Source organism: Massilia sp. Masssp93, from assembly GCF_059491295.1.
In genome coordinates this window covers 3,401,177-3,421,913 of the sequence record NZ_CP168502.1, presented here as the reverse complement: position 1 = coordinate 3,421,913, position 20,737 = coordinate 3,401,177, and the positions used below count along the sequence as shown (strand labels likewise).

The window sequence follows — 20,737 nt, the reverse complement described above, 5'->3', positions numbered from 1 at the left end:
TGCGGTCCGGCTCGGCGCGTTCCTCGCCGAGCCGTTTCGTTTGGCCGGGTTCAGTCGCCGGTCGTGCGCATGACCCCGGCCCGCGAGACAGGCCCCCCAATTCAATACAGAGATAATGATGCGACTACTTTCAACTACAGCGATGCTGGCGGCCTTACTGGTTTGCGTGCCTGCCCTTGGCGTCGCCGAACCCAAACACCGCCTGATTGTCCTCACCGATATCGAGGCCGATCCCGATGACAGCCAGTCGCTCGTGCGCCTGCTTCTCTACGCGAACCAGATCGATATCGAAGGCCTCGTCGCCACGACCTCCACCCATCAGAAGTCGCGCATCGCCCCGGAATCCATCCGTGCGATCATCGACGCCTACGGCCGGGTACAACCCAACTTGTTGAAGCACGAACCGGGGTTTCCGAAAGCGCAGGCGCTCAAAGCGGTGGTGCGCTCCGGCTCGCAAGTCTACGGCATGCAAGGTGTCGGCGACGGCAAGGACTCGCCGGGATCGGACGCCATCATCAAGGCCCTGGAGAAAAATGATACGCGTCCCCTATGGGTTTCGGTCTGGGGCGGTGCCAATACGCTTGCTCAAGCGTTGTATCGGATCAGCCACGACAGAACACCGGAGCAGGCCGCTCGCCTGGTGAAGAAGTTGCGCGTCTACACGATCTCCGATCAGGACGATTCCGGTTTCTGGATACGCACCCACTTTCCCGATCTGTTTTATATCGTCAGCCCCGGCGGCTATGGCAATGGCACCTGGACTGGCATGCACGCGACCGAGCCTGGCTTCGACAACACGGAAGTGAGCAACGGCTGGATCGCCGCGCATATTCAACAGGGGCATGGGCCGCTGGGTGCGGTGTATCCGGATGTTTCCTTTGGCGTTGAGGGCGATACGCCATCCTTCCTGTCCTTGATACCGAACGGCCTGAACGCACCCGAGCATCCGGACTGGGGCGGCTGGGGTGGGCGCTACGAGTTCTACACGCCTGCGTTGAAGGATACGAATCCGGAAGGCTTCACCGGCAACGTACCTGTATTGCAAGAGCCTCATGCCATCTGGACCAACGCAGTGGATCGTTACAGGCCGATGGTCCACAGCGACTTCGGCCGCGCCGTGCACGCCGGCGACAAGGTCTCCACTGGGTACAGGACCACCATCTGGCGCTGGCGCAAAGACTTCCAGAACGATTTCGCAGCGCGAATGGAGTGGAGCACCAAGCCATACAAGGGGGCGAATCATCCGCCAGTCGTAAAGCTTACCCCTGGCGATCGGCTGACCGTCAAATCGGGAGAGGGCTTCATGCTGAGCGCGGCCGGCAGCTCCGACCCCGATGGAGATAGCTTGAGCTACCTGTGGTTTCAGTATCCCGAAGCTGGCAGCTACAGGGAGGAGATCAAGCTGGGGTATGCCGAAAACCATCATACCGTTTGGGGGCAGGCGCCCGTGGTAAGCAAGACGGAGACCGCCCACTTCATCGTCAAGGTGACTGACAAGGGCAGTCCGGCACTGACGCGTTACGGACGCGTTATCGTCACTGTCGTGCCGTCTGCGCCCTGAGCATGCAGATAATCTCACCGTAAAACGAGGTGCAGCCGGTGACGATCGAATGGAGCCGTAATCGTAAGGAAATGAACGTCGCTGCCGTTCCAGCTGAAGTCTCTCGGGTTGTGGGTTACGACGGGAGTGCCACAGGCTCAAGCGGTGGCGGCGGATTGATCGTAGCTGCCTGGCTCGGACGTCGGTTCGGGGACGCCGTTGAGCATGTCGACGAAGATGTTGGTATCGAAAAGGACCAGCGCTTTCCCGTCGCCGCCACTGGCACGATCGCTTTGCCGGGCTGCCCTGAAGCCTTCGGCGAGGAGCGGTTCGTCTTCCTGACCGAGGAAGACGAGCCGCACCGCGTGATCCCGATCGCCGCGCCGCGGACGCATGCCCACGCCGCCACGTCTGGCGATGACGCAGGGTAAGTGGAAACCATGAGCGCGGGAACCTGACACGACGCGCCTGGTGAAGTCGTCACGCGCTTGCCGGTCAAGGTCAAGAGAGGGCGATCGAGCGCCTGCATTTAGTTGTTGTATGGAAATTAAATGGCTACACTACTTGTATCTCTAACAACCGTACAGCAGCGCATTCATGAAAATCGAACACGCTTTCAGCAGCGACCTCGAGGAAATCGTCGACATCGACACGGCTTACGAACTGTTCACGGCCGGACGCATCCTCGACAAGCACAATTTTTTCTGCTTGTACCCGGGCTGCGCGGGCGACATCACGGCAGCCAACCTCGACAAGCTGCGCCAGGACATGGCCGTCGACCCATATTTCCGCCGCGTCGGCGACGAGCATACGGCCGAGTGCGACGATCACGGCGGCTGTGAAGAGATAGCGTCCGCGCGCGATGAGGAAGCACGACGCGAGCGCGGCAGGAAGGACGAGACGCTGCCCGACCAGTTTGTGCTGACCCGTCCGCCTTCGCACGAGGTGAAAGTCCAGGCGGTGCCGGTGGGGCCGGATGGGGCGGTTCAGACCAAACGCAAGCGCCGCGCCGGAAGCCCGGGTGATGGGTCTTCGCGTCCGGCCACGGCCTATTCGGTCGGCAGCCTTGTCAGCCGCTTTGCCAAATATCGCAAGCAGGGTGTCGACGCCGTGAAGATGCTGTCGATAAGAGGATTTCGACTGTCGTACCGCGACATGTTCGTGCCTTTGGCCAATCTGGATCTGGAGGATGTGGCATCGCATTGGCGCGTGTATTTCGGCCGCGCCTTCGTCGACCGCAAGGATACCGGCTATGCCATTACGTTCGTTCCACAGTGTGCCGTCGTGTTGAAGGGGAAGAAGTACCGGCCGTCCTTGTTCGTACCGGACCAGCGTATCGCCAATGCGTATTCGCGCACGCTGTTCGACCGCAAATTCAAGGACTTGAGCGAGCGAGGCCGCCCGGATGCCTGGTTTTTCGTGTACGGCAAGCCCGAGCGCGTCGAACGTGCCGGCAAGACCTACGTCAACTTCAACGTATATAACCTCGACTACATCGACTTCCGGGAAGGTTTCGAGCCGTGAGCCGCGCGACAGCATCCGGTCGCGCTCGGGTTCGCCCACGGCTGCGATGTCCGCCGTCGCCCGGGGCGCTGCCAGGTCTCGGCACCGCCGGGCTGTTCGCAGCCATTGCACTCTTCACGCGCCCGGTGGCGGAACTTGTGCGGGCACGTCGATTGCACGTGGCTTACTGCTGACTTGCGCGCGGACGATGGCGTCGTCCGGCGCGATGGGCAGGATATCGCGGGATTGTCTCTACAGGTCGCACCGTCAAAAAACGATAGGTCGTTGATGATGTGGATTTCATCATCAACGACCTTCTTGCTGGCGGCCAGGGCGGCACGCCCCGGCCAACGCGATTTCGCGTGCCCTCAGCCTTCCATCTGCTCCAGTTCCTTGCCGCGCGTTTCATGCACGTAGCGCAGCACGAAGTAGATCGAGATCAGCGCGGCCAGCGTGTACAGGCCGTAAGCGCCCGCCAGGCCGATGCTCGTGAGCAGCACGGGGAAGGTCACCGTGATCAGGAAATTGGCCGTCCACTGGGCCGCGCCGGCGACCGCGAGGCCCGAACCGCGGATCTGGTTGGGGAACATCTCGCCCAGCATGACCCACATCACCGGACCCCAGGAGATGTTAAAGAAGATGACGTAGATATTCGCTGCCGCCAGGGCCAGCACGCCCATCGTGCCGGACAGGGCCAGTTTGCCGTTGGCGTCGAGGTTGGCGCTGGCGAAGGCGATGGTGACGAGGCCGAGCGTCACCGCCATGCCGACCGATCCGATCCACAGCAGGGGCTTGCGGCCGATGCGGTCGATCAGGAACACCGTCACGATGCAGGCGCCGATACTGAGGCCGCCGGACAGGACGTTGATCAGCAAGGCATCGCTCTCGGAAAAGCCCACGGCCTGCCACAGCACCGCGCCGTAATAGAACACCACGTTGATGCCGACCAGCTGCTGGAACGTCGCCAGGCCGATGCCGACCCAGACGATCGGGCGCAGCTTGCCGGTGGCCTTGTTGACCAGGTCCGACAGGCGCGGACGGTGGTGGTCTTCGGCCAGCGACACGTCGATCGCGGCGAACTTCGTGCGCGCCGCGGCCGCGCCGTACAGGCGTTCCAGCACGGCCAGCGCCTCGTCCTTGCGCTTCTTGGCGACGAGGAAGCGCGGGCTTTCCGGGATCGTCAGCAGCAGCAGGAAGAACAGCACGGACGGAATCGCCATCATCCAGAACATCCAGCGCCATGCCTCCTGACCGAGCCACAACACGCCGGTCGATGCGCCGGCCGCGTGCGCCAGGGCATAGTTGCTCAGGAAGGCGCAGAACAGGCCGCTGATGATGGCGATCTGCTGGACCGTCGCCAGCCGGCCCCGGTAGCGGGCCGAGGCCACCTCGGCGATGTACGCCGGCGACATCACGCTGGCCGCGCCGACCGCGAAGCCGCCCAGCACGCGGGCGGCGATGAAGACGGCCGAGGTCGTTGCAAAGCCCGCGCCCAGCGCCGACGTCAGGAACATCAGGGACGAGATGATCAGCACGGTACGGCGACCCCAGAGGTCGCCCAGGCGGCCGGCGCAGAAGGCGCCGAGTGCGCAGCCCAGCAGCATCGACGCGACTTCGAATCCGAGCTCGGCGGAGGTCGAATGGAAGGCCTGCTTCAGGCCGTCGACGGTGCCGTTGATGACGCCGCTGTCAAAGCCGAACAGGAAGCCACCGATGGTGGCAACGCAGCTGATCAGGACGATGAGGCGGGTGTTTTCCGCCGCCTGGATGGTATGTGTGCTCTCGACGGCACTGCTGTTCATAAAAGTCTCCTTGGTTTGTCATTGCATCTGCGGCGCGCTTGCTTCTCCTCGTCCACAGGGGAACGAGGGTTCATAACATCCTGTATCATCAAACAAATAGCGCTAACATATCTGGCGAGTCTGGCTGATTTCCGTGCGTGTGTCAATGCATTGCGACGGGGTGCAAAAGGTTCGCTCGTGACGCCAGCCCGTCGCCGGGGAAAATTATGGAGAAATCCCGGTAAAAATGCACCGCCGCGGCGTTGGTGGGGCCGGCCAGTCCGGCAATCTCGAGCATCAGAAGTGAAAAGAAGCCCCTGACTGCAGGGGTTTTTTCGTTTGCGATGCCGGCAAACCCGGGATGCAACCAATACCGATGGGCGCCGCCGCGACGTCAAGCCTGCGCCAGGCGCCGCGCCATCGCCTGGGCGCTCGCGCCCGTCATCACGCCGTGGTGGTCACCCGGCAGCATGACCAGCTCCAGGCCGCCTTTGGCCAGCGCACCCCAGCCGAGGTCCGGCTCGCCGAACTGCGGCGCGAACCCCTCGGTGCCGCAGAACAGCAGGACCTGGCCGGCGTAGACCTGGGGCCGGTAGGAACGCAGCGCTTCGTCGTTGGCGTCGGTCACGGCCAGCAGGTGCCGCACCTGCGCATGCCCGGTGCCGGCCGGCAGCAGGCCTTGCCGGACGATGGCGTCCTGCGCCAGCGCGCGGTGTTCGCCGGCCGGGCGGTCGCGCAGGCCTTCCCAGTCCATCTCGAGCTTCGGGAACAGGATCCCCAGCATCACCGCCTCGTCGCTCAGCCAGTCGCGGCTGGCCATGCGGCCGTAGGCGCTGTTGCGGTACAGCGGGCGTTCGCTGGCGTTCTGCGCGCGCGAGTCGAACAGGGCGAGCAGCTCGACGCCGGCGCCGGCGCGGGTGAGCTGCTGTGCCATTTCGTAGGCGATGCAGCCGCCCATCGAGTGGCCCGCCAGGCGATAGGGGCCGGACGGCTGGCGCGTCCTGATCAGGGCGATGTAGTCCTCCGCCATGGCCTCGATGGTGCGCAGCGGCGCGCTTTCGCCCTGCAGGCCGCGCGCCTGCACGCCGTACACCGGCTGGTCCGCGCCGAGGTGGCGCGCCAGCTCGACGTAGCCGGCGGTATGGCCGCCGTACGGGTGGATGCAGAAGATCGGCGCGGCGCCGTTCCCCGGACGCAGGCCGACCAGGCGCGCGTCCGCCCGCGCATCCGCCCGCACGTCCGCGCGCAGGGCCCGGGCCAGGGCGCGGACCGTCGGATTTTCCAGCAGCAGGCCATTGGACGGCGCGCGTCCGGTGATCCGTTCCAGGTCGATCAGCACGCCGAGCGCCGACAGCGAACTGCCGCCGAGCTCGAAGAAATCGTCTTCCGGCGCGACCGTATCGAGGCCCAGCGCGTCGGCGAACGCGCGGCCGACCTGGTGTTCGAGTTCGTCCTCGGCGCGCGGCGCGGCAACCGCGGACGCGGGCGCCGCCGGCTGCGCCTCGTGGTCCGCGCTCGCGGCGGGGGCGGCCGCCAGGGCCGCGGCCACGCTGCGCTGCGCGGGCGCCGCCTGCGGCCAGTAGCGATGGCGGTCGAACGGATAGACCGGCAGCGGGACGCGGCGGCGCGCCCCAATCGCATGCAGCGTGCGCCACGCCGGGGCGGCCGCGTGCGCCGCCCACAGCTGGCCCAGCGCCGCCAGCAGGGCCGCGTGGTCGGAAGGGTGGGCCGGAGACGCGAGCGTCGGCAGGGCCAGGCGCAACGCATCCTTGCGCGGATGGCGCTTCAGGATCGCGCTGAAAGTCTGGCCCGGGCCGACTTCGAGATAGGCGCCGTCCGGGGTCTCGAGCAGCAGGTCGAGGCCTTCGGCGCAGCGCACGGTCTGGCGCATGTGCCGCACCCAGTGCGCCGGATCGGTGGCCTGCTGCGCCGTCACCCAGGTGCCGGTCACGTTGGTGATGTAAGGGATGCGCGGCGGGTGGAGTGCGACCTCGCCGACGTGCGCCAGGAAGCGCGCCAGCACCGGGTCGAGCATGGCGGAGTGGAACGCGTGCGAGGTCGGGATGACCCTGGCGCGCAGGCCGGCCGCCGCCAGCCTGTCCTGCAGCGCCGCGATCGCTTCGTGGCTGCCGGCCAGCACGCACGACTGCGGGCCGTTGACCACGGCCAGGTCGACACCGGCACCCACGAAGGGCTGCAACGCCTCCGGCGCGGCCTGCACCGCCAGCATGGCGCCGGTCGGCAGATGCTGGATCAATTGGCCGCGCACGGCGACCAGCTTGAGGGCATCCGGCAGCGACATCACGCCGGCCAGGCAGGCCGCGACATATTCGCCCAGGCTGTGCCCCATCATGGCGTGCGGCTGCACGCCCCATGCCATGAGCTGGCGCGCCAGCGCATACTCGACCACGAACATGGCCGGCTGGGTGAGCGCCGTCTGCGCCAGCCGGCGCGCCGCTTCCGCCTCCTGGCCGGGCGCGGGGTAGAGCACGGCGCGCAGGTCGCATCCGATCAAGGGCTGCAGCGCGGCGGCGCATTCGTCGATGCAGGCGCGGAATGCGGGCACGCCGTCGTACAGTTCGCGTCCCATATCGACCTGTTGCAGGCCCTGGCCCGGGAACAGGAAGCAGACGCGCGCGCCGCCCGACGCCGCGTGCGGCGGGACCGGCTGCGCCGGGCGCGCCAGGGCGTCGGCCGCCTCGGCACAGCTGGCGGCGACCACCGTCCGGCGATGCGGCAGCTGGGCGCGTCCGACCTGCAGCGTGTACGCGAGGTCGGCCAGGTCGGCGTCCGGATGCGCCGCGAGATGGCGCGCCAGGTTCGCGCCCATTGCGTCCAGCGCGGCGGCCGAGCGGGCCGACAGCGTCAGCAACTGCGGCGCGCCGTCCCCTCGCGCGCCCGGCGCGGTGGCCGGCGGGGCCTGCTCCAGCACCACGTGGGCGTTGGTGCCGCCGATGCCGAACGAGCTCACCGCGGCGCGGCGCGGCATGTCCGCGGCCGGCGCCGGCCACGGCGCCAGGCTGGCGTTGACCGTGAACGGGCTCGCGGCCAGGTTCAGTTTCGGATTGGCCGAGCGGAAATGCAGGGTGGCCGGGACCACGCCATGGTGCAGCGCCAGCGCCGCCTTGATCAGGCCGGTGACGCCGGCCGCGGCGTCGAGGTGGCCGACGTTGGTCTTGACCGAGCCGAGGAAGCAATAGCCGCGGTCGGCCGTGTATTTCCGGTAGGCCTGGGTCAGCGCCGCGACTTCGATCGGATCGCCCAGCGGGGTCGCGGTGCCATGCGCCTCGACCAGGCCGATGCTGCGCGGATCGACGCCGGCGCGCTCGAGCGCCAGGCCGATCACCTCGGCCTGGCCGTCCACGCCGGGCGCCGTGTAGCCGACCTTGGCCGCGCCATCGTTGTTGATGGCCGAGCCCTTGATGACGGCCCAGACGGTGTCGCCGTCGCGCACGGCGTCATCGAGGCGCTTCAGCACCACGACCGCGCCGCCGCTGCCGCGCACGGTGCCGGCGGCATCGGCGTCGAACGCGCGGCAGCGGCCGTCCGGCGACAGGATGTGGCCCTCCTGGTACAGGTAGCCGCTGCCGTGCGGCGCCTCGATCGACACGCCGCCGGCCAGCGCCATGTCGCAGTCGCCCTGCAGCAGCTGCTGGCAGGCCACGTGCACCGCCACCAGCGAGGTCGAGCAGGCCGTCTGCACCGTCAGCGCCGGCCCGCGCAGGTCGAGCTTGTGCGCCAGGCGGGTGGACAGGAAGTCCTTGTCGTTCAGGATGGTGGTCTGGAACAGCTCGGCCGCCGAGGCCGGGTTGGTGTCCAGCAAGTGCAGCATGTACGAGGCGCGTCCGGTGCCGCCGACCACGCCGATCCGGCCGGCGTACGCCTGGCTGTCGTAGCCGGCGTGCTCGAGCGCCTGCCAGCCGACTTCGAGGAACAGGCGCTGCTGCGGGTCCATCAGCAAGGCTTCGCGCGGCGGATAGCCGAAGAAGGGCGCGTCGAAGCGGGCGACGTCGTCCAGGATGCCCTTGCGCCGCACATAGCGCGGCTGCGCCGTCATCTCGGGCGCGCCGCCGGCGCCGCGCAGCTGGCGCTCGCTCAGGTCGACGATCGATTCGACGCCGCCACTGAGGTTGCGCCAGAACGCGTCGACGTCCTCGGCGCCGGGGAAGCGGCCGGCCATGCCGACGATGGCGATGCCGGTGGTGGTGGTGGCGGCGCCGCGCGCGGATGCCGGCGCCGGGGGCGGCGGCGCATGCGCATCCTGGTCCGCACCGGACAGGCCGCGCAGGTGCTGTGCCAGGGTGCGGATGGTCGGGAAGCGGAACAGGTCCATGGTCGGCACGGCGAGTCCGAGCTGGCGTTCGAGCGCCACCTCGACCTGCACCAGGCTGAGCGAATGTCCGCCGACGTCGAAGAAGCTGTCGTCGATGCCGACCGCGTCCAGGCTCAGCACCTCGCGCCAGATGGCCGCGACCTGCTGTTCGAGTGCGTCGCGCGGCGCTTCACGGGACGCGCCGGCGTGCCCGGCGGCCGGGTCGGGCAGGGCGTTGCGGTCGATCTTGCCGTTCGGCGTCATCGGCCAGGCGTCGAGCAGGACCAGGCCGGCCGGCACCATGAAGTCGGGCAGGCGGCCGTGCGCATGCGCGCGCAGCGCCGCCGGCGTGAGGCTGGCGCCGTCGCGGGCGATCACATAGGCCGCCAGGGCCTGGGCCCCGCTCGCGTCCGGGCGCGCCAGCACCAGCGCGTCGCGCACGTCCGGGTGCGACGCGATCACGGCTTCCACTTCGCCCAATTCGATGCGGAAACCGCGGATCTTCACCTGGTGGTCGAGGCGCCCCAGGAATTCGAGGCTGCCGTCGGGGAGGCGACGCACGAGGTCGCCGGTCTTGTACAGGCGCTCGCCGGACGGATGGACGATGAAGCGTTCGCGGGTCAGGTCGGGACGGCCGAGATAGCCGCGCGCCAGACCGACGCCGGCGATGTGCAGCTCGCCGGGCACGCCCAGCGGCGCCGGCTGCAACTGCTTGTCCAGCACGTAGGCGCGGGCGTTCGCGACCGGATGGCCGATGCTGACGCGCTCCAGGTCCGGCCGCAGCACCTGCAGCGTGGCGCACACGGTGGCCTCGGTCGGGCCGTAGGCGTTGATCATGCGGACTTCTCCGCTCCAGCGCCGCGCCAGTTCGAGGCTGCAGGCTTCGCCCGCCGTGACCACGGTCTTCAGGCTCGGCAGATCCTGCGGGCGCAGCAGCGCCAGCACCGACGGCGGCAGGATCACGACCGTGACCGCGTGCGTGTCGATGGTGTCGACCAGGGCCGAGCCCGGGATCACCGCCATCTTCGACGCCAGGCACAGGCAGGCGCCCGCGCACAGCGCGGTAAAGATGTCGGCCACCGAGGCGTCGAAGCTGCACGACGCGAACAGCAGCAGGCGGCTGTCCGGCCCGACGGCGAACGCGGCGGCCATCAGGTGCGCCAGGTTGGTCAGGCCCTGGTGCTCGAGGAGGGTGCCCTTGGGGCGTCCGGTCGAACCCGAGGTATAGATGACGTAGGCGAGGTCGGTCGACCCCGGGGTGTCGGGCAGGTTGTCCGCACTTTCTTGTGCGATGGCGGGCCATTCGTCGTCCAGCAGCACGAGGCGCGCCTGGCTCGGCGGCAGCTGGCCGCGCAGCGTGGCCTGGGTCAGCAGCAGTTCCAGGCCGGCGTCCTCGACCATGAAGGCGAGGCGGTCGTGCGGGTAGTCGGGATCGAGCGGCAGGTAGGCGCCGCCCGCCTTCATGATGGCCAGCGCGCCGATCACCAGGTCGGGCGTGCCGCGCGCCACGCTCACGCCGACGATCTGGCCCGGTTGCAGGCCGAGCCGGCGCAGGTGGCGGGCCAGCTGGTTGGCGCGCCGGTTCAGTGCATCGTAGCTCAGCGTGCCGCCCGCATGGCGCAGGGCGTCGGCGTGCGGCGCCTGCGCGGCGTGGCGCTCGAACAGCCGGTGGGCGCAGGTCTGGGGAAACGCCGCGCAGGTGGCGTTCCAGGCCGCGACGAGTTCCTGCTCGCGCGCGGTTTGCATGGGCAGGCGCGCCAGCGCGGTGGCGGGGCTGCGCAAGGCCGCGCGCAGCAGGACCTGGTAATGCTCGACCAGCCAGGCGATGCTGTCGCGGTCCCAGAGGCCGGTGTCGTACCAGCACACGCCGCGCAGGGAACCGTCGACCTCCTCGACGACGAAGTCGAGATCGAACTTGACGCTGCGCTGCTCGAGCGGATACGACTCGAGCGCGAGGCCCGACAGGTCGAGCCGTGCGCCGCCCAGGCCCATGCGCGCCGCCGCCAGGCCTTGCATGTGCGCCAGCTGCGCCTTCTGGTACGTGAACGCGACCTGGAATACCGGGCTGCGGCTCGGGTCGCGCGGCAGGCCGAGGCGTTCGACCACCAGCGGGAACGGAAAATCCTGGTGCGCCTTGGCGCCGACCAGCACTTCGCGCACCTGCTGCAGGAAATCCGAGAAATTCGCCGCGCCGTCGACCCGCGTGCGCAACGCGCACGGGCTGGCGAAGTACCCGACCGTGCGTTCGTAGCCTTGCGGCGGGCGCCCGAAGCGCGGCGAGCCGACCACCAGGTCGTCCTGGCCCGTATAGCGGTGCAGCAGGACGTAGAAGGCCGCCAGCAGCACGGTGTAGAACGTGACGCCTTCCGCGCGTGCCAGCGCGCGCACGAGCGCCGTCAGCTCCTCGTCGAGCGTGAACGGCATGCCGGCGCCGGCGTGGCGCTGGACCGCGGGGCGCGGACGGTCGGTCGGCAGGCCGAGGGTGGGTGGGGCAGACAGCTGTTCCTGCCAGTATGCCCAGTGCGCGGCGCCGCGCGGCGAATCCAGCAGCTCTTGCTGCCATGCGACGTAATCGGTATAGGCCAGGCCGCGCGGCGCCAGCACGGCGGCCTGCTTCGCGATCCTGGCGCGGTACAGGATGCCCAGTTCCTCCAGCATCACGATCAGCGACCAGGTATCGGTGGCGATGTGGTGGCTGTTAAACAGCAGCACGTGCTCCTGCTCGCCGCGCGAGAACAGGTGCGTGCGGAACACCGGCCCATGTTCCAGGTCGAACGGCAGCGCGGCGGCCTCGGTCAGGCGCGCGTCCAGCGTGTGTTCGTCCCATCCGGACGCGTCCACCGGTTCGAGCGCCGCCGCCATGTGCGCGTGGATCACCTGCGCCGGTTCGCCGGCCGGCGCGGCATACGTCGTGCGCAGCACCGGGTGGCGGTCGACCAGGTCCTGCAGGGCGGCGCGCAGGGCGCCGGCGTCGAGCGCGCTGCGCAGGGTCCATGCCATCGGCAGGCCGTATTCCGCGCCGTCGGGCGCCAGGTTCCACAGGAACCACATGGCGCGCTGGCCGCGCGACAGCGGCGGTCCGGGCCGGCTTGCGGCCGGGGTGGACGTGGTCGAAGGATGAGTCGATGAGGTGCCGTTGTTCATGGTGTGTCCGATGGGTCGGGATGACGGGAGGTGATGGTGCAAATTGCGAAAGGAACGGCGTGCGATGCGTGCACGCCGGCGCGCGGCATGCGGGCCCGGTCGGTGCGATCGTGCCGGCTCACTCAGGGCAGTGTCGGAAAGGCGTTGGTCACGGCATTCGCCCGCGGTTCGGTAACGCGCCTGCCACCTTGGCGGCGCTCGAACCGGGCTTTGCATTATCGGGAAGTGTGGTCAGGCAAGTAAGTGACGTGCAGCAGATCTTGCGTCATTACGGGCAGGCATTCTAGCATGCGCTCCATGACCCTTCGATGACATTCGCGCGGCGCCGGATGCGGTTGGTTTCGGTTTCGCCACACGCTGGCGTACCGATCCGATCGCCGGCTTCGCGCTCGCACGCAAGGCTGTCGGCGACCACGACGATACATGGCGGCAGCCGTGGTGCCTTGTCGCTCACCTGCGCGCGGCACACAGCCCGTCGATATAGACATCGAGATGCCGATGGGCGAGCGCGCGTTCCTCGGCCGCCGGCAGCCCGACCGCCAGCGGTCGCGCAAAGCGGATCATGGCGAACACGACGTCCCGCTCCGAGAGGTCGCCGCGAACGCGGCCTGTCTGCACCGCGCGTTGCACCATGCTTTGCAAAAGCGAGCCGGCGCGCGCGCGCAGATCGGGCCAGTCGCGCCGTTCCAGGAGCGGGTGGACGATGTTGACCACGCCAATGCCATTTTCCAGCGCCGCGTGCATGTACTGGCGCAGCAGCTCGACCCCGTCCGGCACCTCGGCGAGCAGGGTTTCGCCGGCGGCGATGCTCGCTTCCAGCACATGGCGCACGGCCGCGTGCAGGAGCGACTGCTGGTCCGGGAAATGGCGGTACAGCGTGCCGATGCCGACCCCGGCACGTTCCGCGATGGCGTCGCGCGCCGGGTCGCCACCCACGTCGAGGATCAATTCGATCGCGGCCTCGATCAGCCGTTGTCGATTCTTCAGTGCGTCAGCCCGCATGGTGTTCACTCGTCCACTGTCCAGATCCGAAGCATACGGGTGCGGCGCTCCTGTTGTGAAGCCTCGCGTTTCCGCCGTGGCCGTTCTTGACATGTTTCATAAGCGGAGTATATTCCTCCGTTTAAACGTGTCAAGTTGTTCGAGGAGATACCATGAACGTCATCGTTCCTCTCGCTGAAGTCGATCGGCACCGGACCGCGCTGGCTGGCGGCAAGGCGGCCAACCTGGGCGAACTGGCCGGCATCCCCGGCGTCGCGGTGCCGCCGGGATTCTGCGTCACGACCCGCGCATTCGCGACGCACGTCGAGAGCGCGCCCGACATCGCCGCCGCCGTGGACCGGCTGGAGAGCCGGCCGCCGGGGCAAGCCGGCCCGGATGCCGGGCTGTGCGCCGACATCCGCTCGCGCATCGAACGGCTGCCGGTGCCGGATGCGCTCGTGCGTGCCATTGCCGACTGCCTGGCCGCGGGCGGGGACGAGGCGGCCTGGGCCGTGCGCTCCAGTGCGACGGCCGAGGACATGCCCGCGGCCTCGTTCGCGGGGCAGCACGAGTCGTACGTCGACCTGCACGGGGTCGACGCCGTGGTCGCTGCCGTCCGTCGTTGCTGGGCTTCGCTGTTCACCGAACGTGCCGTCGCGTACCGCCAGCGGCACGGCATCGCGCACCGCGGCACCGCGATGGCGGTCATCGTGCAGCGCATGGTGCCCGCCAGCGCGTCCGGCGTGATGTTTACCGCCGACCCCGTGACGGGCGACAGGACGGTGGTCGCGATCGAAGCGTGTGCCGGCACGGGCGAGGCGCTGGCCGCGGGCGTCGTCGTGCCCGACAGTATCAAGCTGCGCGATGGCCGGGTCATCGGAGCGGCAGGCCGCGCCCGGCCGCTGCTGAGCGACCGGCAGGCGCACGCGCTCGCCGAGCTGGGCCGGCGCATCGCCGCCCATTTCGGCGGCCCGCAGGACATCGAATGGTGTCTCGCCGACGGCGGGTTCTGGATCGTACAAAGCAGGCCGATCACGACCCTGTTCCCGGTCCCCGACCGGGACGACGGGCAACGCCGCGTCTACCTGTCGGTCGGCCATCAGCAGATGATGACCGACGCGATGAAGCCGCTCGGCCTGTCGTTCTGGCAGGCGGTGGCGGCGCGTCCCATGTTCGAAGCGGGCGGGCGGCTGTTCGTCGACATTACCGCCCAGCTTGCCTCATCGGCCAGCCGGACGGCGCTGCTCAAGACGCTCAACCGCGACCCGTTGATCAAAAGCGCGGTGAACACGCTGCTGGAACGCGGGTTCATCGCGACGCTGCCCGATCGGGATGCCACGCCGTCCGCGCCCGCGCCGTCGCCGGCGGACGTACCGGACCCGGCGCTCGTCGGCGAGCTGATCAGGGAAAGCGGGAACGCCGTCGCGGAAGCGCGGCGCAGGCTCGCGGACCCATCCGGGAGCCAACTCGTCGACCTGATTGCCGAGGACCTGGCCGCACTCAAGCAGCAGCTGGCGGCGCCCCGGAGCAGGCTGGCGCTGATGGCGGGCATCGACGCGCTATGGTGGCTGGACGACCATCTCGGCGAATGGCTCGGTGAACGGGGCCTCGCCGACGTGCTGACGCAATCGGTCGACAACAACGTCACCTCGCGCATGGGACTGGACCTGCTCGACGTGGCCGATGCGATCCGGCCGCATCCCGCCGCGGTGTCGTTCCTGCGGCGGCTTGGCGCCGGCGCGACCCTGGCCGGTCTCGAACGCGTCGAGGGCGGCCGCGACGCGCTCGCCGCAATCGACGGCTACCTGGAAACATACGGCATGCGCTGCGCCGGCGAGATCGACCTGACGCGGCCCCGCTGGCGCGAACGCCCGGCCGCGCTCGTCCCGATGATTCTTGCCAATGTGGACCGGTTCGAGCCCGGCGAAGCGCGGCGGCGCTTCGATGCGGGGCTGGCCCGCGCCAGGGCTGCCGAGCGGGACGTCCTGCGGCGGCTGCGTGCGGGGCCGGATGGCGAGGCGAGGGCGGCGCAAACGAAAGACGCGATCGACCGCCTGCGCGCTTTCATCGGCTATCGCGAATCCCCGAAGTACGGCTGGATGTGCCGCTTCGATGTGTACAAACAGGCGCTGTGGCGCGAGGCGGGGCGCCTGGTCCGGGGCGGTGTCCTCGACCGTCCCGACGATATTTTCTACCTGCGCTTCGACGAGCTGCGCGAGGTCGTGCGGGCCGGGCGGGCCGATCGCGGTCGCATCGCGGCCCGCCGCGCCGAATTCGCGGCGCACGAACGGCTGGTGCCGCCGCGGGTGCTCACGTCGGATGGGGAAGGGTTGTTCGGTACAGTCGACCACCCCGGCCTGCCTGCCGGTGCGCTGGCCGGATTGGCGGTCTCGGCAGGCACCGTCGAAGGCCGCGCCCGCGTCGTCACCGACATCGCGGCGGCCGACATCGCGAGCGGGGATATTCTCGTCACCACCTACACGGACCCGAGCTGGACCCCGTCGTTCCTGACGGTCGCCGGACTCGTCACGGAGGCCGGCGGGCAAATGAGCCATGGCGCGGTCATCGCGCGCGAATACGGCTTGCCCGCCGTCGTCGCCGTGCATGACGCCACGCGGCGGATCGGCGACGGCCAGCGCATCCGCCTGGATGGCACGCGCGGCGTGGTCACCATCCTCACGGATTGAGGAGATTCAATGTGCCAGCAGTACCGGCACCGTCGGGCGGCGCAGGACGGTGCGGCTGACGCCGCCGAGCAGGATTTCCCGATAGCGCGAATGGCCGTAGCAGCCCATGACGAGCAGGCCGGCTTTCCGGTCCTCGGCCAGGACCAGCAACGCGTTGCCGACCTCGCCGCGCGGATGATGGCGGGTGACGGTGGCGTTGACGCTGTGCCGGGCCAGGAACCGCGCCACCTCCGCCGCGTCTTCGGGCGAGCCGGCGCTCGAGGCGTCGTCGTCGAACACGGCGACTTCCACCTCTTTTGCGCGCGCGAGCAGCGGCAGCGCCGCGCGGACGGCGCGCGCGGCTTCCGGGCTGGCGTTCCAGGCCACCATCACGCGGTCGAACGCGCCTGTGTGTGCGCCCGCGTGCGTGCCGGGATGTGGCAGCACGAGCACGGGGCAGGGCGAGTTCATCGCGACGTATTCGGGCAACCCGGCGACGCCGGACAGCGCGGGCGTCCCTGGCCGGGTGCGCCCGACGATCACGAGGTCGGCATACAGGGCCTGGAGCGCCAGCGCCAGCCCCGGCTCCTCGTCGTCGATCCGGTGCTCGAAGGAGGCGAGGCCCGCGTGGCGCGCCATCGCGTCGAAATTGGCGGCGCGTCCCTCGGCGACCGCGCGCAGGTCGTGGAGCAGGGCCGTCAGATCGCCGAGATCCACGCCGGGCAGCGTGGTTTCGCGGATGACGCGGGAGATGCCCGTCTGCGTCATTCCGACCAGGTGCGCCCCCTGCGCCTGCGCCAGCCTGACTGCCGAGGCGACGAGGTCGGGGGCCTCGGGCGAATCGTCGACGTGGACGAGAATCGTCTTGTATTCCATGATGCGCTCCTTCGTATGCTTGTCGGTTGTCAACGCGGCGTGGCGAGGGCGAATTGCAGGATTTGCCGTTGCGGCGCGTTCATCGGGTACGCGATAGCCGAAGGGTCCTGTAACGGATTGATGCTAGTCCTTCGGAATGCCGCTTCGATATGACCCGGATCAAGAAAGGTGTAGTGAATATCCGAATGTGCGCGAAGAGCCTGGTGGATGCCCCGCTTCAGGGCAACGCCAGGTCGTCGCGCAAGGCCGCCAGTACCGCGTCGCGCTGTCCGTGCACGAAGAAGTGATCGCCGTTGAACCACCGGGTGCGGCAGGTCGCGCTGGTCTCCACGTCCCAGCCCTTGACCGTGGCCGCGGACAGCAGCGGGTCGTCCTTGCCGACGTAGACCGACAGGGGCAGCGCCAGCGGGGGCTGGACGCGGTAGGCGTAGCGTTCGCTCAGCGCGAAATCGGCGCGGATGGACGGCAACACGAGGGCCATGAGGTCCGCATGCGCCAGCACCTGCGGCGGCGTGCCGTTATAGGTGCGCAGCGCCGCGATCAGGTCCGCGTCGGGCAGCCGGTGCATGCCGCCGCCGGTCTCGCGCTGGTTGGGCGCGTCGCAGCCCGAGACGATCAGGCGTTGCGGCAGCGGCAGGTAGTGGCGCCGGCAGTAGCGGGCCAGTTCGAACGCGATCAGCGCGCCGAGGCTGTGGCCGAACAGGGCGAACGGCAGCGCGCGGTCCTGCGACGTCAGCTGCGCCAGTTCGGCCAGCAGTTCCGGCAGCGTGTCGAGTGGCGCTTCGCGAAAGCGGATGCCGCGTCCGGGCAGTTGCACCGTGCAGACTTCGACGCCGGGCAGGGCGGCGTGCCAGCCGGCGTAGATCTCGGCGCCGCCGCCGGCGTAGGGCAGGCAGTAGAGCCGCATGCGCGGGGTGCCGACGCATTGCCTTGTCAGCCAGGGAGTTTGTTGCATGGGAGAGTCCTTGGAACGGTACGATCAGGTGGAGGAGGAAGCGGCTTGCGCGGCCGCGCGGCGCGCCGCGGCCAGGGCGCGGATCGCGTGGCACGCGAGCCCCATCGTCAGCAGGAAGATCACGCCGGCGCCGGCGAACAGGTCGTGCATGGCGGAGGTGTCGGCGTAGCGCTGCAACTGGTCCACCATGGCGGCGACGTCGGTGCCGATGCCGCCGTCGGTGCTGCCGTAGCCCTGCGCCAGCAGCGATTCGGACGCGTGGCCGCTGAGCAGCTGCGACATGCGCACGCCGATCGCCACGATCAGGTTGGCGAAGGCGACGCGCAGGAACATCGACATGCTGATGGCCGCGGTACTGTCCGATTCCGGCAGGTCGGCCAGGCTGAGGAAGGTCGCGGGCGAGAACAGCGCCAGCCCGAAGCCGAGCACGATACGCGGCAGCATCAGGTCGGTCATGCCGGAATACGGCTGCAGGCGCACCGTCAGCCAGCAGGACAGGGCGAACACCGCCAGCGACGCGGCGACCGTCAGCGGGTACAGCCCGGGCATCTTGAGCCTGGCGAGCAGTGGGCTCAGCACACCGGCGATCAGGCCGCCGGCCGCGATGACCCACGCCACGTTGGGGATGGACAGGCCGTATCCGGTCTGCAGCCAGATCGGATAGCACACCATGGTCGTCATCAGGAACGCGTTGACGGTGGTGATGATGGCGGTGTAGAGCCGGAAATTGGCATTGGCCAGCAGGCGCCACTGGAACAGGTCCTCCTTGCCGCGCCGCGCCAGCAGCGCGCAGCTGAGCGCCAGGGCCAGGCCCGCCCACGGTGCGGCGGCGTCGGGCGCGGGCGCAAAGACCGCGTCGGTCAGGACCTGCAGGCTGACCAGCGCGATCGCCAGCAGGCCGAACGGCGCCAGGCGCGGGCGCGCCGCCGCCGCCGCCTCGGCAACGGTGAAGCGCAGGCCGTCGCCCAGCATCAGCATGGCGAGCGCGATGATCGGGACGTTCATCCAGAACAGCCAGTGCCACGACATCCGTTCGAGGATGGCGGCGGCGGCCAGCGGGCCGACCACCGGGGCGATGGACACCGCGCTGGTCCACATGGACAAGCCGAAGGCCCGGCGCGCCGGACCGACCGCGTCCAGGATCAGGCGCTGGCCCAGCACGATGATGCAGCCCGAGGCGAGTCCGTGGACGATGCGAAAGAGCACCATCTCGGCGAAGCCGCCGGCGCAGCCGCAGCCCAGCGACGCCAGTGCGGAGGCCAGCAGGGCGTAGCTGAAGACGGTCTTCTCGCCCGCCCAGCCGGACAGCCTGGGACCCACCGCCACCGCGATGGCGGTGCCGATGCCGAAGGAGGTGACGATCCACTGTCCCTGGTACAGCTCGATGTGGAAGTCGCGGGCGATCGTCACCAGCGACAGGTTGGCGATGGAGCCGTCGAGCACGTGCAGGAAGAGGATCACGTACAGCAGTGCGAAGCGGCCCATGTCACTGATCGGCCTGGACGGCCAGGCGCTGCGCCGGGGCGCGCGGCACGACGTGGACGCTGCGCTGGCTCGCATCGAGCGCGGCGAGGCATTTCAGGTCCTGCGGCAGGGACGCCGGCACCAGCCGCCGCTCGGCATCCATGATGCGTCCCATGTGCTGGGCCAGCTCCTGCGTCAGCTGCTCGTCGGCGCGGCGGCGCGGCGCGGCGGGCGCGCGCGGTGCCTGCGCCGGCGCGTGCCCCGCGCCCGCATGGATGACGACTTCCGCCGAAGAGCCCATCGGCGGGCGGTCGCCCGCCGCCAGCGTCTCGTCGAGCGTGATGATGACGGGCACGCGCTGGCTGACCTTGATCCAGTTCGAGTCGGTGTTGGCGCGCGGGACCGGCGAGAAGGCGGCCGCCACCGCCGGCACGAGCGCGCTGACGCGGCCGTGGTAGGTCTTCTGTCCGGGGGCGGCATCGAAGCGCACGTCGACGGGCTGGCCGATGCGGACCTGGCGATACTGCGATTCGAGCACGTTCGCCTGCACTTCGACGGGGCCCGCCGGGACCATCGTGGCCAGCAGCGTGCCTTCCGAGATCGACTGGCCGCGGGTCACGAACACGTCGTAGATGTAGGCGTCGTCGTCGAGGCGCAGCGTGGAGCGCTGCTTGGTCGCCAGGGCCGCGCTCAATGCCTGGATCGCCGCGGCGACGTTGGAACGCATGGTCAGCGGCGCGACCAGCTGGTAGTCGACGTTGGCGCCTTCGAGCTGGGCCAGCTTCTGGTTCAACAGCGCCTGTTTTTCACTGGACTGGCGTTCGAGCAGCGCGTCTTTCGGCAGGTAGGCGTTGCTGACCAGGTTGCTCGCCTGTTCCAGCAGGGTATGCGAGCGGTCGAGCGCGACGTCCGCCTGCTCGATGCGATAGCGCGTGGCCTGGCGCGACGAGCATCGCAGCAGTTCGTCGCGCAGCGCGGCCCGCAGCTGCGTCGACGCCTTGGTGATCGCGAGCTCGTATTCGGGTTTGTTCAGGATGAACGCCACGGCGTCGCGGCTGGCGGCGGCGTGCGGCGCGAGCGCGAGTTCGTCGACGGCGCCGTTGGTCGGGCTGACGAGACGGGTCACGTGGCCGAACACGAAGGCGTTGTCGGTGCGGATGGTGTCGGCCTGCTGCGTCTCCCACCAGGCGATGCCGGCGACGGCGGCGGCGCAACCGGCCAGCGCCAATGCCAGGCGGGCTTTCTTGAATACCGTTGTTACTGCCTGCTTCATGCGTACTTCCTCGTCGTCGGCCTAGTGCAGGTTGGCGGCGGCGCGCAGGGACAGCGGACGCATGTCGGTCCACTCGTCCTCGATCCGGGCCAGGCAGTTCGCGCGGGTGTCCGGCTCGCCGGCGGCGGTCCAGCCGGACGGAACGTCGCGGCCGGCGGGCCAGATCGAATACTGGCCTTCCTGGTTGATCACGACGCGGTACAGTACTTCGCTGGTGTTATCGGAGCTCATTGCGGTGTCCT

Annotated in this window: 12 protein-coding genes; 4 read left to right on the top strand and 8 right to left on the bottom strand. The window is 69.0% G+C overall.

Annotation, left to right across the window (positions count from 1 at the left end; genetic code table 11):
* Nucleotides 1-115: 115 nt before the first annotated feature.
* From ACEN9Q_RS13790 to ACEN9Q_RS13780, 3 genes are all read left to right on the top strand, one after another.
* Nucleotides 116-1,561, top strand: coding sequence for a DUF1593 domain-containing protein (locus ACEN9Q_RS13790; protein WP_495628859.1), 1,446 nt, complete (start codon nt 116-118; stop codon nt 1,559-1,561).
* 38 nt (nt 1,562-1,599) lie between these two features.
* On the top strand, nt 1,600-1,971 hold the full coding sequence (locus ACEN9Q_RS13785; protein ID WP_495628858.1) for a hypothetical protein: 372 nt from the start codon (nt 1,600-1,602) through the stop codon (nt 1,969-1,971).
* Nucleotides 1,972-2,137: 166 nt separating this feature from the next.
* Complete coding sequence (locus ACEN9Q_RS13780) at nt 2,138-3,064, top strand: hypothetical protein (protein WP_495628857.1); 927 nt, start codon at nt 2,138-2,140, stop codon at nt 3,062-3,064.
* Between the two features lie 347 nt (nt 3,065-3,411).
* Here the strand turns inward: ACEN9Q_RS13780 and ACEN9Q_RS13775 are convergent, their stop codons facing one another.
* The 3 genes from ACEN9Q_RS13775 to ACEN9Q_RS13765 form a co-directional block, all read right to left on the bottom strand.
* Complete coding sequence (locus tag ACEN9Q_RS13775; RefSeq protein WP_056435455.1) at nt 3,412-4,845, bottom strand: sugar porter family MFS transporter; 1,434 nt, start codon at nt 4,843-4,845, stop codon at nt 3,412-3,414.
* Nucleotides 4,846-5,218: 373 nt separating this feature from the next.
* Nucleotides 5,219-12,280, bottom strand: coding sequence for a hybrid non-ribosomal peptide synthetase/type I polyketide synthase (locus ACEN9Q_RS13770; protein ID WP_495628856.1), 7,062 nt, complete (start codon nt 12,278-12,280; stop codon nt 5,219-5,221).
* 450 nt (nt 12,281-12,730) lie between these two features.
* On the bottom strand, nt 12,731-13,282 hold the full coding sequence (locus ACEN9Q_RS13765) for a TetR/AcrR family transcriptional regulator (protein WP_056435449.1): 552 nt from the start codon (nt 13,280-13,282) through the stop codon (nt 12,731-12,733).
* A 152-nt stretch (nt 13,283-13,434) separates the two neighbouring features.
* Between ACEN9Q_RS13765 and ACEN9Q_RS13760 the strand changes: the two genes are divergently transcribed.
* Nucleotides 13,435-15,948: a phosphoenolpyruvate synthase gene (locus tag ACEN9Q_RS13760; RefSeq protein WP_495628855.1), complete on the top strand. Its 2,514-nt coding sequence runs from the start codon at nt 13,435-13,437 to the stop codon at nt 15,946-15,948.
* Between the two features lie 6 nt (nt 15,949-15,954).
* Here the strand turns inward: ACEN9Q_RS13760 and ACEN9Q_RS13755 are convergent, their stop codons facing one another.
* From ACEN9Q_RS13755 to ACEN9Q_RS13735, 5 genes are all read right to left on the bottom strand, one after another.
* Nucleotides 15,955-16,803 (bottom strand): universal stress protein, encoded by an 849-nt coding sequence (locus ACEN9Q_RS13755; protein WP_495628854.1) that lies wholly within the window; start codon nt 16,801-16,803, stop codon nt 15,955-15,957.
* A gap of 217 nt (nt 16,804-17,020) precedes the next feature.
* Nucleotides 17,021-17,758 (bottom strand): thioesterase II family protein, encoded by a 738-nt coding sequence (locus ACEN9Q_RS13750; RefSeq protein WP_495628853.1) that lies wholly within the window; start codon nt 17,756-17,758, stop codon nt 17,021-17,023.
* 24 nt (nt 17,759-17,782) lie between these two features.
* Nucleotides 17,783-19,243 carry an MFS transporter gene (locus ACEN9Q_RS13745; protein ID WP_495628852.1) on the bottom strand — a complete coding sequence of 487 codons (1,461 nt, stop codon included), beginning with the start codon at nt 19,241-19,243 and terminating at the stop codon, nt 17,783-17,785.
* A 1-nt stretch (nt 19,244) separates the two neighbouring features.
* Entirely contained in the window at nt 19,245-20,495 is a 1,251-nt protein-coding gene (locus ACEN9Q_RS13740; protein WP_495628851.1) for an HlyD family secretion protein, read from the bottom strand.
* A 21-nt stretch (nt 20,496-20,516) separates the two neighbouring features.
* Complete coding sequence (locus tag ACEN9Q_RS13735; RefSeq protein WP_056435430.1) at nt 20,517-20,726, bottom strand: MbtH family protein; 210 nt, start codon at nt 20,724-20,726, stop codon at nt 20,517-20,519.
* Nucleotides 20,727-20,737 lie beyond the last annotated feature (11 nt).